This window comes from Streptomyces sp. NPDC018000 (assembly GCF_044328025.1).
Lineage (GTDB): Bacteria > Actinomycetota > Actinomycetes > Streptomycetales > Streptomycetaceae > Streptomyces.
This window is the reverse complement of record NZ_JBIRGM010000001.1, coordinates 331,137-343,562: the sequence shown is the minus strand read 5'-3', so window position 1 is coordinate 343,562 and position 12,426 is coordinate 331,137. Positions and strand designations below refer to the sequence as shown.

Here is a 12,426-nt window from a genome sequence, read left to right as displayed (position 1 = left end):
GCGCAAGGCGGCCCGGACGGCGTGCGTCTCCTCCCGCACACACGGCCCGCAGTGCGTCTCACCACCCACGGACCGGAACACATGCTCATCCCCCGGCCCCGCACACGGGATGAGCTCCGCCACCGGATCCGGCGGACCGAACTCCGCATACGGGGCCGCCTCGGGCAGCTTGTGTACGAGACGGTGGCGCAAGAAGCCCACCGCCGACCGCACCCCACCCTCCGGCAACCCACTCACCAACGCCCGCCGCAGATCAGCGGCCGAGACACCCCGCCGCAACCACTCAGCCGCGGCCTCCGCAAGCCCCCGAGCCTCCCGCACGCCCAAATGCAACTCCCGCCGTTCGTGCCGCAACGACAACAACACCCTTTCCCCCTGCACCACTTCGGGACTCGGCTCGCCGCCAGGCCCGGAACCCGCTCCGGCTCCGGCTCCGGTTCCCGCTCCGGCTTCGGCTTCGGCTTCGGGAGGGGGGTGGGGTGACTTCTTATCAAGTTCTTCATCTACCGGTGGTAAGCCGCCGACCGCCCGACCACTCGGCTCGCCGACCGCCGGAAACCGCGCACCCGGCGACGGCTCGCCACGCAGCCCAGCCACGTCCTCACTCGTCAGCGGAACGTTCGAGCACACCTGCACCGTGACCCACCGGCCACGCCCCACAGGCTCCTTCAGGTCATGCACGAACCCATGCGTCACCAACTGCTTCTTCGCGGTCTTGTACGCGGACCCTGTGATCCCGACCTTCCGCGCGTGATCACTCAGCGCCTTCCCGGTCTGATCCTCGGGAAGCCCCTGTACGTACAGGAGCAGAATCTTCGCGTCACTGTTCAGACGCGGATGACGCACGATGTCATGCGAGGCTTTCGTGTAGCGCCCAAGGGGCGCGATAGCATGCCGAAGCATCCCGGTGGACTCCGTATCCACTCGTGGTGAAGGTCCTCGGCTGGTGCGGCTAACACCTCCGGGGACCGCCCCATGCGCAGACGCACACAGAGCGTAATGACCCGATCACCGTACCGCACTCTGCGGGCAGCCGCACCGACGTCACGAACGAAAGCCCGGCACTTCATCGGCTTCACGTCCATCGCAGCGACGCTCATCCGCTTCCGGCACCTGAGCGTCAACACCGACCGCTAGCCTCGGCCGGATGACACACGCACGCCGACGGGAAGCTCGACCTTCCCGTTGAGCGGGCCCTGGTTCTCCTGCCGTACGCCCTGCTTGAACGTGCGCTCGCCGCCCGACAGCTCGCACCACACCGCCTTGGTGCCGCGGCCCTGCTCCACGCCCCAGCGCAGCGCCAGGGCATCGAGCAGAGTGAGGCCGCGGCCGGTCTCGCCGTCGTCGGCCGTCGTACACAGAACGGGCAGGGCCCGGGGTCAGGGTCGGCGACCTCCCCACACGGCCCACACGGCGTCTTCCGTCCGAACTCCGCCACAAGCCCGGCCAGCGTCTCGTGATATCTTCTTTTCGAAACGTATATACGCATCCTGGGGGTGGCCATGTCCCGCACCGTGATCGACTTGGACGACGAAGCCCTGCAAGAGGCTGCACGACATTTGGGTACCACCACCAAGAAGGACACCGTGAACGCGGCCCTACGCGAAATCGCCGACCGGCGGCGTCGCGCGGCAGCGGTGGAGCGGATGCGGCAGATGGTTGCCGATGGCGAGATCGACTTCTCGGTCATCGACCCCGGCCGTGAGCACCCGGACGACGGCGGACGGTCCGCCGCGTGAGCGAGCTGTTTCTGATCGACACCAGCGCCCTGGTGCGCTTCTACCGGCGTCAGGCGAGTCCCGCTTGGGACGAGCTCGTCACCGCAGGGCTGGTAGGGCTCTGCGAACCGGTAAGGCAGGAATATCTACGGGCAGTCGGCGGCCGTGCGGCGTACTACGAAGCCGACGGCCTGCTCCGCGAGACGTTCCCCTACTACTCGATACGCGACTCCGCATGGGACGACTCCGCGGATCTGCAGCAACGCCTCGCGGACAGCGGGTGGCATCAGTGCGCCAGCCCCGTTGACCTACTCGTCGCCGTCACTGCCCGACATCACAAGTTCACAGTCCTCCACCAGGATGCTGACTTCGAGACGATTGCCCGTGTCACGGGCCAGCCAGTGCGCCGCATCGGCGAGTGACAGTCGCCGAAACCAGGTAGGGCGGCACGGGAGGACCGACCTCCGACTGCCGGAACTGCGGACCCGGTCAGCGTACGCCGACGGTAAGCCCGATCTCCGCGGAGGGCTCATCAGGGGACGTGCGGTCGCCGCCCGGAAGCTCGCACCACACCGTCTTGGTACCGGGGCCCTGCTCCACGCCCCAGCGCAGCGCCAGGGCATCGAGCAGAGTGAGGCCGCGGCCGGTCTCGTCGTCGCTGGCCGCCCTGCACAGGACGGGCAGGGCCCTGGGGTCGGGATCGGTGACCTCCAATCGCGCACGGTCCTGGTCGCACGAGGCGCGGACCGTTACGGGGACGCCCTCGCCGAGGTGGCGGATGACATTGGTGATCAGCTCGGTGGCACACAACTGAAGGTCGGCACAGGGGACGCCCAGGTACGCGCGCAAGGCGCGGCGCACCTCTGGCACGGCCTCGGGAGTGGCGAGAAGCTCCAGGATCAGCGGCTGTCGCATCACGCGACTCCCTTGCACAGCGCGGCGGCCAGAGCGCGTGCGGTGGGCAGGTTGCAGTTGCCCAGCGTGATGAGGGGCGAAGTGCGGTAGCGGGCAGTGAAGGTCGGCAGGTCGATGCCGAGGGAGGGCAGCGTGACGCCGTGGGCGGCGAGGGCGGCCCGCAGGTCGTTCACGCAGTCCTGCGCATCGGCGTCCGTACCCGTGCCGTCGTGGGGGTGGTCGTTCATGGGGGTGTCACACCTTCCAGTGCGCTCTGTGACGAATCGCTCACACTCTGACGCGGCACGGCCTACCGTGAAAGACCTTCGGGCTCCCGGCCGTGAACTGCGCCTATGCCCTCGCGCGTTGGCATCGGCGCGGGAATCCCAGGGACTCGGGCGGACACGCTGCGAAACGGGCGGCAACGACACCAATGGCGGTGAACGATGGGACAGCGCAAGGACATCGACGGGTCGGCAAGTGTGCCGACCTTCTACGGCAAGGAGTTGCGCTGGAAACGGGAGGCGGCCGGGCTGACTCTCCAGCAGCTGGTGGAGGGCAGCTTCTACGGCCCCAGCCACCTCAGCGAGATCGAACGCGGGCAGCGCCGCATGCCGGCCGAACTGGCCGAGCACGTGGACCGGGCGCTGGGTACCGACGGTTTCTTCCAGCGCCGCTGCGAGGACGTACGGAAGGCGAAGAGGCGAGGCCACGCCAGCTACTTCGAGCGGGTGCTGGAGGCAGAGAAGCACGCGGAGACCATCGAGGAGTGGTGCCCGACCCTGATTCCCGGTCTGCTGCAGACGGACGCGTACGCGCGAGCGGTGGTCCGGGCGGCGATGCCGCTGGCACCCGATGACGAGGTGGAGGAAAAGGTCACCGCCCGGTTGGCGCGTGCTCGCCTCTTCGAGGACGACCACAGGACCCCGATGTACTGGGCGATCCTGTCCGAGTCGTTGCTGACCCAGCCGGTGCTTCCTCCGGAACAGGCGGCCGAACAGTTGGATCGGATCGCAGCGCTGGCAAGGCGCCGCCGGATCGTTCCACAGATCCTTCCGTGGAACTGCGGCCCGCATCCCCTCATGATGGGCATGGCCAAGATCATGGCCTTCCCTGATGCCCCACCGCTGGTCTACTTGGAGTCCCAGCACAGCGGTGACACCATCGACGATCCGGCCCTCGTGGAGGAGTACCGCAGGTCGTACGATCTGCTCAGGGCCGCCGCACTGCCTCCGGAGGCGTCCCTCTCCCTGATCGAGCAAGCGGCTGAGGATCACCGAAATGGCAAGCAACGGGATTGACTTGAGCACGGCCGTCTGGCGCAAGAGCAGCCACAGCAACGGCGACGGCGGGAACTGCGTGGAGGTCGCCGAGGCCTTTCCCGGCGCCGCCCGCTGGCGCAAGAGCAGCCACAGCAACGGCACCGGCGGGGACTGCGTGGAGGTCGCCGACGGCCTCGCGGGCATCGTCCCCGTCCGCGACTCCAAGCTCACCCACGGCCCGGTCCTCACGGTCACGGCCCCCGCCTGGACGTCGTTCGTCGCGTCCCTCAAGGACGCACCCGGCCGCCGATCTGCGTAGGGCCAGTCCGAAAACGCCCCATCGCCCCGGAGGCCCGTACCCATGACCAGCCCTGGTCGTGGGTACGGCCTCAGGAGTTCCTAGCCACATTCAGGATCTGCGGCTACCCGTTCCCACCGGTCATCAGGCACAAGATCATCCGACACACGCACGACTCTGCCGCCACAACCCCAACTGCCAAGCCTTACAAGCGAACTCATTCTGAGGTGGTCAGTTAGTCGCCGAGAACCCGCTCCCACAGCAGGCCGTCCCGCCAGCTCCCGTCGAGAAAGATCGAGGAGTGCGCGACGCCGTACGGGCTGAACCCGTTGCGGCGCAGCACCCGCTGCGACGGCAGATTCTCCAGATTGGTGGACGCCTCGGCGCGGTGCAACCCGAGTTCGTCTGTCATCACCCGGAGTACAAGCCCAACGGCGTTCCCAGCATGCCCTTGGTTCTGGGCGACGCTGGCGATCCAGTATCCGACGGAGCCGCGGCGCAGGTGCGGCTGCGGCAGGATGCCTCCGACGGTGACCTGCCCGATCACCTGGTCGTCGGCGAGCACCACGCCCGGCCAGACCGCGCCGGCCCGGTATCCGGCCAGCAGGCTGTCGATCCGCTCCGCCTGGCCCTCCGGAGTGAAGAAGTCGGCCGGCTGGGCCGGTTCCCACGGCCGGAAAGCCTCGAAGTCCCGCACCCGATGCGCGGCGATCGGGGCGGCGTCGGTGGGTTCGATCAGGCGGATCCTGGTGCTGCTGCGCATGGGCTGATCCTCGTCGCAGTGCGTCGGATGAGGCGCCCAGCCTATGCGAGGGTGCCCGCGCCTCCGCGCCCTACGCCCGCTGGGTCGTCGAGCGGACCTTCGCCTGGCTCCACCAGTTCAAGCGGCTCCAAATCCGCTACGAGATACGCGCCGACCTCCACCTGGGACTCCTCCAACTCGCCTGCAGCATCATCTGCTCGCGATGGCTCCGAACCTCATTCCGAAAGATCAGTAAGGCTGTGTGCCCAGCGGATACAGACCGAGTGCCGCCCGCTCCCCCTGCATCCGGGTCAGCTTGCGTACGAAAAGGATCGCGAGCACCGCGGCCACGATGTCGAACGCGTCGGACGCCATCATCAGGCCCGTCGTGTCGATGATCTCCTGTGTGTCCTCGGCCTTCATGTACAGCCGGAACGTGACCCAGGAGAAGACGAGCGAGCAGACCCACGCTCCCCACCACAGATTCATCGGGGTGGCCGGGACCGTGCGCCAGCTGCCGTCGGTGTTGGTCTGGGCGCTCGCGGTCCAGATGCCGCCCGCGATCCGGCGCGGCAGTACCAGGTTGGCGATGGGGACGAACCAGGCACCGACCGCCCAGCCGGGCGCCATCGGCTGCATGCTCGGGTCGAACACCTCGGCGTTCAGCCGCACCCGCCGGAACCAGATGATGAAGACGACGGCAGTGGCCAGGGCCATGACATCCTGCAGCAAGCTGGCGGACCCGTACAGATTGTCCGCCAGGGCCGCCTCCGCGTGGTCGTACGTCGCGAAGTCGTTCTCCAGCCCGTTCGCGAGCAGCCTGCGGACGTTCAGCCCCGCTGCCACGGCGAGCAGATCCGTCACGGCGACGACGGTCAGCAGGATGACGACGGCCATCGCGAGCCCGTCCGGCGAACGCAGATACTGCTGCGGAGCGACGAAGGCCGGGACCGGCGGCATCGGAGCCTGAGGCGTCGAAGCCGCCGCCCCCGCCGGCCCGGCGCAGAGAAGACAGTGCCCGTCCGCGGTGACCGGCGGTCTGAGACGGCAGGTGGAGCAGAGCATGAAGTGGAACCCCCCAGGATTCTGAGCCAGAAACGCAAGGAACGCGCGCCCTCCCGGAGCGCGCGGCTTGCGAACGTATCCCCGGCCCACCGCGCTGTCCACAGGAATCCGGCCCGCCCCCCTCAGCCCGCCCTGTCGATCCGCTCCGCCAGCGCCCGGAACTGGTCCCAGCTCAGCGCCGGTTTGCCCGGGTCCCACAGCTTCTGGGAAGTCGCCCGCAGCGGCATCCGGATGCCCTGCGCCACCTGCTGCGGAGTCTGCGCGTTCGGCAGGTCACCCCATACGGCGAACCGGCCGCCCAGGATCTGCCCGGAGTAGCTTGCCGGGACCGGCTGGGTGCCGCGCAGGACGAGCGGGGTCCATTGTTCGTAGATCCGCTTGCCCGTCGGGTAGAGGAAGTTGTTGGGCTGGCCGAGTACGTAATAGAGGAACTCGTCGTTGAGGTTCACCACGCGCCGTCCCTCGCGCAGGTACTCCTCCGGCGGCCGGGCGCCGTACTCGCGGCCCGTCCAGTACTCGACCTCGATGTCCTTGTCGGCGTGGACGACTCCGTCGCGGAAGAAGCCGTCGTTCCAGGCCTTGGGCTGCTTGCCGCGCGGGCGCACCACCGCCGCGCGGTCGTTGAGCCAGCCGGTGGCGAGGTCCTTGATGCCGGCCTGCGGTCCGTATTTCTGCTGGGCGGCGCGTTGCAGCTGCGGGTAGGAGGCGGCCGGGTCACGTGCCATCAGGGCGAGGTATTCGTCGGCACCGAGATGCCAGTACCGGCCGCCGAACAGCCCGGTGAACTCGACGAGGAGTTCGTCGATGAGCTTCGCCGCACCGGGGTTGGAGATGTCGAGCGATCCGGGCGAGCGCGCACCGGACACGTTGCGCAGCTGGAGGTCGGGGTGGGCGCGCAGGACCGCTCCGAGATGGCCGGGTGAGTCGATCTCGGGGACGACCTCGATGTGCAGCCGGGCCGCCAGGCCGAGGATCTGCCGTACCTCCGCCTTGGTGAGGTGCTGCGGCGACACCACTTCGGGGTGGGTGTCGGACTGGATACGGAACGCCTGGTCGTCGGAGAAGTGCAGGCCGAGCTGATTGAGCTTGAGGTCGGCCATCTCGCGCAGCCGGTCCTCGATCCAGGCGACGGTGTAGTACTTGCGCGCGATGTCGAGGTTGAGGCCGCGCTGCGGTCGGTCGGGGCGGTCGCGCACCTCGCCCTCGGGCATTTCGCCGTCGGCTCGCACCGACTGTTTCAGGGTGCGGGTTCCGTAGAAGACACCGGCCTGGTCGGGTCCGCTGATCGTGACCCGTCCGTCGTGCGTCTTGAGGGTGTACGACTCGGGGGTGCCCTTGCCCGGGGTGAGGGCCAGCTCCACGTCGCCCGCGCGGGCGGGGACGTCACCCCGATAGTGGATCTTCAGTTCGCTGGCGAGCAGTTGTCCCTCGTCCGCGAGCGTCCCGCTGCCGGGGGCGATGACGACCCCGGCGGCCGGGCCGGGCCGCCAGCCGGGGCCGCGGGCGGCGGTGTGCTCGCGTACGGCGGGGATGGTGCGGGGTGGAGTGGAGAGCGGGTAGCTCCGGGTCGGCGAGGGGGCGGCCGATGCCTGCGAGGGAGTGCGGGACCCCGACTCCCCCGCGGGTCCCTTGTCGGAGCTTTCCGGCCAGACCACGACGGCGATTGTCGCGGCGGCCGCCGCGGTGAGGAGCGCACCGGCCACAAGAGCGCCGCGTGAGGGCGACATCGGTCAGAAACCTCCGTAGTGAGGGAGAACCGGGCTGAAATCAGGAGATAACCGGGCAATCTTCTTGGAGTACGGTCCACCAGACGTTCCGAAACCGTCCCGTCCGGGTGAAGTTTGCGCATCCGTCGGACGACCGTTGCCCGGTCTCGCTAGGTTTGAGGCACATTCGTCTCTCCCTTCACCCTGCATCCGCCTGGTCTCACCCGTCCCGCCCCATTCAGGCTCACAGATGCCGTTGATTCGAGGAGCCCACGCTGTCCAGGTCCAGCGAGTCCCACGCCGGCCTCCCGAAGCGGCTGCGGCAACCGGCCGCCCGGACGGACGTACCCGTCCAGAACTCCGGGTCGGCACAGGGCCGGGCCGGTGCCGACGGCCTCGACCGCTTCAACACCGCGCCGCCCGCCGAGGCCGAGGCCGCCCTGCTGGAGTGCTGCGGCAGCCGGCGCTGGGCCTGGCGGGTGGCCGCCCACCGCCCGTACCCCGACCTGGACGCGCTGCTGGCCGCCGCCGACGAGGCGGGCTACGACCTGTCCCCGGTGGATCTCGCCGAGGCGCTCGCCGCCGAGGTCTCCTCCGGGCTGCACCACGCCGCGCCGCACTCCGCGCATCTGGCCCTGCGGGCCGCGCACGCGGCGTACGAGTCCCGCTTCGGCCATGTCTTCGTGATCTGTCTGGACGAATTCGAGCCCGCCGAACAGCCGGACCAGGTGCTTGCCGGAATCCGGGCCAGGCTGGGCCACGACCCCGACCAGGAGCGGGTGGTCACCGCGGACGAGATGCGGCGACTCGCCCGGGGCCGCATCATCGAGCTGGTATCGGGTTCATAACGGAACGGGAGCGGGCGGCCACGCCCTAGGGCGTGTTTCGAAAGTAGCGTCGTCCGCCCGCAGGGCGGGGCCGGGGGCGTCTGGTGCGTGCGATCGCAAGGCGGAGGGAGGAGAGCGCAGCGGGCTGCGCCGACGACCGACAACGCAGCGAACGTGCGTGCCAGACGCCCCCGGCCAGACGGGACTTTCGAAACACGCCCTAGCCCGTCCGTGGCTGTTTGATTGCCACTTTGATCACACCAGAGGCCCCCGCGCAAACGAACCGACAAAGCGTCGCTACGATGGCCGGGGCCGGTGGACCGTACCCGGCCGGGTCAGACCGACAGTCAAGCCGGCCGGCCCCAATCCCTGCTCCCGGAGGGTTCTTCCGTGCCGGCTGGAACGCTGTACCGCGGCCGGGAAGGCATGTGGTCCTGGGTGGCTCATCGAGTCACCGGTGTCCTCATTTTCTTCTTCCTGTTCGTACACGTCCTGGACACCGCTCTCGTCCGTGTGTCCCCCGAGGCCTATGACGACGTCGTGGCCACGTACAAGACGCCGATCGTCGCGCTCCTCGAATACGGCCTGGTGGCCGCCATTCTCTTCCACGCGCTGAACGGTCTCCGTATCGTCGCCGTGGACTTCTGGGCCAAGGGCCCGCGCTACCAGAAGCAGATGCTCTGGTCCGTCGTGGGTGTCTGGGTCGTGCTGATGGTCGGGGCCCTGTACCCCGTCCTCGGCCACGCCGTACGCGAAGTCTTCGGGAGCTGAGGCCAATGTCCACCGAGTCCTCCGCCGCGATCGGCTCCGTCGAGGGCGTCAGCCTCTACGACGTCGACCACCCGGCCCCGGTCATCGAGCCGCCGCGCAAGCGGACCGGCAAGACCCCCAAGGGTTCGCGCACCAACTTCGAGATGTACGCCTGGCTCTTCATGCGCCTGTCGGGCATCGTCCTGGTCGTCCTGGTCCTGGGCCACCTGCTGATCCAGCTGGTGCTGGACGGCGGCGTATCCAAGATCGGCTTCGCCTTCGTGGCGGGCCGCTGGGCCTCGCCGTTCTGGCAGGTCTGGGACCTGGCGATGCTGTGGCTGGCCATGCTGCACGGCGCCAACGGCCTCCGTACGGTCATCAACGACTACGCCGAACGGGACAACACCCGCTTCTGGCTGAAGATGCTCCTGTACACCGCCACGGTGTTCACCGTCCTGCTGGGCACGCTGGTGATCTTCACCTTCGACCCGAACATCCGCTAGGCGCCGGGCCAGAGGGACCAGAGGAAATCATGCAGATCCACAAGTACGACACCGTCATCGTCGGCGCCGGCGGCGCCGGTATGCGCGCGGCCATCGAGTCCACGAAGCGCAGCCGTACCGCCGTGCTCACGAAGCTCTACCCGACCCGCTCCCACACGGGCGCCGCGCAGGGCGGCATGGCCGCCGCGCTCGCCAACGTGGAAGAGGACAACTGGGAGTGGCACACCTTCGACACGATCAAGGGCGGCGACTACCTGGTCGACCAGGACGCCGCCGAGATCCTGGCGAAGGAGGCCATCGACTCCGTTCTCGACCTGGAGAAGATGGGCCTGCCGTTCAACCGCACGCCCGAGGGCCGTATCGACCAGCGTCGCTTCGGCGGCCACAGCCGTAACCACGGCGAGGCCCCGGTCCGCCGGTCCTGCTACGCCTCGGACCGCACCGGCCACATGATCCTCCAAACGCTGTACCAGAACTGCGTCAAGGAGGGTGTGGAGTTCTTCAACGAGTTCTACGTCCTGGACCTCCTGCTCCAGGACGTGGACGGGGTCAAGAAGTCCGCGGGCGTCGTCGCGTACGAGCTGGCGACCGGCGAGATCCACATCTTCCAGGCGAAGGCGATCATCTTCGCCTCCGGCGGCACCGGCAAGTTCTTCAAGGTGACGTCGAACGCGCACACCCTGACCGGTGACGGCCAGGCCGCCGCCTGGCGCCGCGGCCTGCCGCTGGAGGACATGGAGTTCTTCCAGTTCCACCCGACGGGCATCTGGCGCATGGGCATCCTGCTGACGGAGGGCGCCCGTGGTGAGGGCGGCATCCTCCGCAACAAGGACGGCGAGCGCTTCATGGAGAAGTACGCGCCCGTCATGAAGGACCTCGCGTCCCGTGACGTCGTGTCCCGCTCCATCTACACGGAGATCCGTGAGGGCCGCGGCTGCGGTCCCGAGGGCGACCACGTCTACCTCGACCTCACGCACCTGCCGCCGGAGCAGCTGGACGCCAAGCTCCCCGACATCACCGAGTTCGCGCGTACGTACCTCGGCATCGAGCCCTACACGGACCCGATCCCGATCCAGCCGACCGCGCACTACGCCATGGGCGGCATCCCGACCAACGTCGAGGGCGAGGTGCTGGCCGACAACACCACCGTCGTCCCGGGCCTGTACGCCGCCGGCGAGGTCGCGTGTGTCTCCGTGCACGGCGCCAACCGTCTGGGCACCAACTCGCTGCTCGACATCAACGTCTTCGGACGGCGCGCCGGCATCGGCGCCGCCGAGTACTCCGCGAAGAGCGACTTCGTCGAGCTTCCGGAGAACCCGGCGCAGATGGTCGAGGAGCAGATCGAGCGGCTGCGCAACTCGACGGGATCCGAGCGGGTCTCGGCGATCCGTCTGGAGCTGCAGGAGTGCATGGACGCCAATGTGATGGTGTTCCGCACCGAGCAGACCATCAAGACGGCCGTCGAAAAGATCGCCGAGCTGCGCAAGCGCTACCTCAACGTGTCCATCCAGGACAAGGGCAAGCGGTTCAACACGGACCTCCTGGAGGCCATCGAGCTGGGCAACCTGCTCGACCTGGCCGAGGTCATGGCGACCTCCGCGCTGGCCCGCAAGGAGTCCCGCGGCGGTCACTACCGCGAGGACTTCCCGAACCGCGACGACGTCAACTTCATGCGCCACACCATGGCGTACCGCGAGGTTGCGGCCGACGGCACCGAGTCGATCCGTCTCGACTACAAGCCGGTCGTCCAGACCCGCTACCAGCCGATGGAGCGTAAGTACTGATGGCAACCCCGACTCTGGACAAGGCGGAGACCCCCTCGGCGTCCCCTGCCTCCCCGTACATCACGGTCACCTTCCGGATCCGCCGCTTCAACCCCGAGGTCTCCGACGAGGCCCAGTGGCAGGACTTCCAGATCGAGATCGACCCGAAGGAGCGTGTGCTCGACGCCCTTCACAAGATCAAGTGGGACATCGACGGCACGCTGACGTTCCGCCGGTCCTGTGCGCACGGCATCTGCGGCTCCGACGCGATGCGGATCAACGGCAAGAACAGGCTCGCCTGCAAGACGCTGATCAAGGACATCAACCCGGAGAAGCCGGTCACGGTCGAGGCCATCAAGGGCCTCACGGTCCTCAAGGACCTCGTGGTCGACATGGACCCGTTCTTCCAGGCGTACCGCGATGTCATGCCCTTCCTCATCACCAAGGGGAACGAGCCGACCCGTGAGCGTCTGCAGTCCGCCGAGGACCGCGAGCGCTTCGACGACACCACCAAGTGCATCCTCTGCGCCGCGTGCACGTCCTCGTGCCCGGTGTTCTGGAACGACGGCCAGTACTTCGGCCCGGCGGCGATCGTCAACGCGCACCGCTTCATCTTCGACTCGCGCGACGAGGGTGGCGAGCAGCGCCTGGAGATCCTCAACGACCGTGACGGTGTGTGGCGTTGCCGCACCACCTTCAACTGCACGGACGCCTGCCCGCGTGGCATCGAGGTCACCAAGGCGATCCAGGAGGTCAAGCGGGCGCTGATCACGCGCCGCTTCTGACCGCCATTGGCGCACAGTGCCGCGACCGGCAAGGTTTGCCGGTCGCGGCACTAGTTGCATCCGAGGCCCCGTTTTCCGCACGAACACCGCGGGAAGCGGGGTCTCTTGCTGCG

Annotated in this window: 16 protein-coding genes and 1 pseudogene; 11 read left to right on the top strand and 6 right to left on the bottom strand. The window is 68.2% G+C overall.

Going from position 1 to position 12,426, the window contains the following annotated elements; translation table 11 throughout:
• Positions 1–999: 999 nt before the first annotated feature.
• Positions 1,000–1,137: a hypothetical protein gene (locus ACH4EW_RS01735; protein WP_398250022.1), complete on the top strand. Its 138-nt coding sequence runs from the start codon at positions 1,000–1,002 to the stop codon at positions 1,135–1,137.
• Here ACH4EW_RS01735 and ACH4EW_RS01730 read toward each other — a convergent pair.
• Positions 1,134–1,286 (bottom strand): hypothetical protein, encoded by a 153-nt coding sequence (locus tag ACH4EW_RS01730; protein WP_398250020.1) that lies wholly within the window; start codon positions 1,284–1,286, stop codon positions 1,134–1,136. The two genes, ACH4EW_RS01735 and ACH4EW_RS01730, sit on opposite strands and share 4 nt — an antisense overlap.
• Positions 1,287–1,502: 216 nt before the next feature.
• Between ACH4EW_RS01730 and ACH4EW_RS01725 the strand changes: the two genes are divergently transcribed.
• Both ACH4EW_RS01725 and ACH4EW_RS01720 read left to right on the top strand, forming a co-directional pair.
• Positions 1,503–1,739: a type II toxin-antitoxin system VapB family antitoxin gene (locus tag ACH4EW_RS01725; RefSeq protein ID WP_398250018.1), complete on the top strand. Its 237-nt coding sequence runs from the start codon at positions 1,503–1,505 to the stop codon at positions 1,737–1,739.
• Positions 1,736–2,140: a PIN domain nuclease gene (locus tag ACH4EW_RS01720; protein WP_398250016.1), complete on the top strand. Its 405-nt coding sequence runs from the start codon at positions 1,736–1,738 to the stop codon at positions 2,138–2,140. Before ACH4EW_RS01725 ends, ACH4EW_RS01720 begins: the two co-directional genes overlap by 4 nt.
• A gap of 67 nt (positions 2,141–2,207) precedes the next feature.
• Here the strand turns inward: ACH4EW_RS01720 and ACH4EW_RS01715 are convergent, their stop codons facing one another.
• A complete protein-coding gene (locus ACH4EW_RS01715) occupies positions 2,208–2,633 on the bottom strand; it encodes an ATP-binding protein (protein ID WP_398250014.1) in 426 nt (141 codons plus the stop codon).
• Positions 2,633–2,860 carry a hypothetical protein gene (locus ACH4EW_RS01710; RefSeq protein WP_398250012.1) on the bottom strand — a complete coding sequence of 76 codons (228 nt, stop codon included), beginning with the start codon at positions 2,858–2,860 and terminating at the stop codon, positions 2,633–2,635. The genes ACH4EW_RS01715 and ACH4EW_RS01710 overlap by 1 nt, the downstream gene beginning before the upstream one ends.
• Positions 2,861–3,058: 198 nt before the next feature.
• On the opposite strand from ACH4EW_RS01710, the gene ACH4EW_RS01705 reads away from it, so the two are divergent.
• Both ACH4EW_RS01705 and ACH4EW_RS01700 read left to right on the top strand, forming a co-directional pair.
• A complete protein-coding gene (locus ACH4EW_RS01705; protein WP_398250010.1) occupies positions 3,059–3,913 on the top strand; it encodes a helix-turn-helix domain-containing protein in 855 nt (284 codons plus the stop codon).
• Positions 3,894–4,193: a DUF397 domain-containing protein gene (locus ACH4EW_RS01700; protein ID WP_398250008.1), complete on the top strand. Its 300-nt coding sequence runs from the start codon at positions 3,894–3,896 to the stop codon at positions 4,191–4,193. The genes ACH4EW_RS01705 and ACH4EW_RS01700 overlap by 20 nt, the downstream gene beginning before the upstream one ends.
• Positions 4,194–4,407: 214 nt before the next feature.
• Here the strand turns inward: ACH4EW_RS01700 and ACH4EW_RS01695 are convergent, their stop codons facing one another.
• Entirely contained in the window at positions 4,408–4,935 is a 528-nt protein-coding gene (locus ACH4EW_RS01695; RefSeq protein WP_398250007.1) for a GNAT family N-acetyltransferase, read from the bottom strand.
• A 77-nt stretch (positions 4,936–5,012) separates the two neighbouring features.
• On the opposite strand from ACH4EW_RS01695, the pseudogene ACH4EW_RS01690 reads away from it, so the two are divergent.
• Positions 5,013–5,150, top strand: a pseudogene (locus tag ACH4EW_RS01690) (transposase); the annotation flags it as partial.
• A gap of 13 nt (positions 5,151–5,163) precedes the next feature.
• Here ACH4EW_RS01690 and ACH4EW_RS01685 read toward each other — a convergent pair.
• Both ACH4EW_RS01685 and ACH4EW_RS01680 read right to left on the bottom strand, forming a co-directional pair.
• Positions 5,164–5,874: a DUF4328 domain-containing protein gene (locus ACH4EW_RS01685; RefSeq protein WP_398250005.1), complete on the bottom strand. Its 711-nt coding sequence runs from the start codon at positions 5,872–5,874 to the stop codon at positions 5,164–5,166.
• Between the two features lie 227 nt (positions 5,875–6,101).
• Positions 6,102–7,706 (bottom strand): glycoside hydrolase family 20 protein, encoded by a 1,605-nt coding sequence (locus tag ACH4EW_RS01680; RefSeq protein WP_398250003.1) that lies wholly within the window; start codon positions 7,704–7,706, stop codon positions 6,102–6,104.
• A 296-nt stretch (positions 7,707–8,002) separates the two neighbouring features.
• Between ACH4EW_RS01680 and ACH4EW_RS01675 the strand changes: the two genes are divergently transcribed.
• The 5 genes from ACH4EW_RS01675 (at position 8,003) to ACH4EW_RS01655 (ending at position 12,313) form a co-directional block, all read left to right on the top strand.
• Positions 8,003–8,533 (top strand): 2-oxo-4-hydroxy-4-carboxy-5-ureidoimidazoline decarboxylase, encoded by a 531-nt coding sequence (locus tag ACH4EW_RS01675; protein WP_398251218.1) that lies wholly within the window; start codon positions 8,003–8,005, stop codon positions 8,531–8,533.
• Positions 8,534–8,902: 369 nt separating this feature from the next.
• Positions 8,903–9,283: a succinate dehydrogenase, cytochrome b556 subunit gene (gene sdhC, locus ACH4EW_RS01670; RefSeq protein WP_093900148.1), complete on the top strand. Its 381-nt coding sequence runs from the start codon at positions 8,903–8,905 to the stop codon at positions 9,281–9,283.
• Between the two features lie 5 nt (positions 9,284–9,288).
• Positions 9,289–9,765: a succinate dehydrogenase hydrophobic membrane anchor subunit gene (locus ACH4EW_RS01665; protein ID WP_114246213.1), complete on the top strand. Its 477-nt coding sequence runs from the start codon at positions 9,289–9,291 to the stop codon at positions 9,763–9,765.
• A 29-nt stretch (positions 9,766–9,794) separates the two neighbouring features.
• Positions 9,795–11,549: a succinate dehydrogenase flavoprotein subunit gene (gene sdhA / locus ACH4EW_RS01660; protein ID WP_398250000.1), complete on the top strand. Its 1,755-nt coding sequence runs from the start codon at positions 9,795–9,797 to the stop codon at positions 11,547–11,549.
• Positions 11,549–12,313, top strand: a complete 765-nt coding sequence (locus ACH4EW_RS01655) for a succinate dehydrogenase iron-sulfur subunit (RefSeq protein WP_398249998.1) — start codon at positions 11,549–11,551, stop codon at positions 12,311–12,313. The genes sdhA and ACH4EW_RS01655 overlap by 1 nt, the downstream gene beginning before the upstream one ends.
• The last annotated feature ends 113 nt before the right edge of the window (positions 12,314–12,426 follow it).

What these genes read in the sequence shown, in the direction of transcription:
- ACH4EW_RS01735 (WP_398250022.1), top strand. Translation starts at nt 1,000, where the DNA reads ATGACCCGATCACCGTACCGCACTCTGCGGGCAGCCGCACCGACGTCA.
- ACH4EW_RS01725 (WP_398250018.1), top strand. Translation starts at nt 1,503, where the DNA reads ATGTCCCGCACCGTGATCGACTTGGACGACGAAGCCCTGCAAGAGGCT.
- ACH4EW_RS01715 (WP_398250014.1), bottom strand. Translation starts at nt 2,633, where the DNA reads ATGCGACAGCCGCTGATCCTGGAGCTTCTCGCCACTCCCGAGGCCGTG.
- ACH4EW_RS01710 (WP_398250012.1), bottom strand. Translation starts at nt 2,860, where the DNA reads ATGAACGACCACCCCCACGACGGCACGGGTACGGACGCCGATGCGCAG.
- ACH4EW_RS01705 (WP_398250010.1), top strand. Translation starts at nt 3,059, where the DNA reads ATGGGACAGCGCAAGGACATCGACGGGTCGGCAAGTGTGCCGACCTTC.
- ACH4EW_RS01700 (WP_398250008.1), top strand. Translation starts at nt 3,894, where the DNA reads ATGGCAAGCAACGGGATTGACTTGAGCACGGCCGTCTGGCGCAAGAGC.
- ACH4EW_RS01695 (WP_398250007.1), bottom strand. Translation starts at nt 4,935, where the DNA reads ATGCGCAGCAGCACCAGGATCCGCCTGATCGAACCCACCGACGCCGCC.
- ACH4EW_RS01685 (WP_398250005.1), bottom strand. Translation starts at nt 5,874, where the DNA reads ATGCCGCCGGTCCCGGCCTTCGTCGCTCCGCAGCAGTATCTGCGTTCG.
- ACH4EW_RS01680 (WP_398250003.1), bottom strand. Translation starts at nt 7,706, where the DNA reads ATGTCGCCCTCACGCGGCGCTCTTGTGGCCGGTGCGCTCCTCACCGCG.
- ACH4EW_RS01665 (WP_114246213.1), top strand. Translation starts at nt 9,289, where the DNA reads ATGTCCACCGAGTCCTCCGCCGCGATCGGCTCCGTCGAGGGCGTCAGC.
- sdhA (WP_398250000.1), top strand. Translation starts at nt 9,795, where the DNA reads ATGCAGATCCACAAGTACGACACCGTCATCGTCGGCGCCGGCGGCGCC.
- ACH4EW_RS01655 (WP_398249998.1), top strand. Translation starts at nt 11,549, where the DNA reads ATGGCAACCCCGACTCTGGACAAGGCGGAGACCCCCTCGGCGTCCCCT.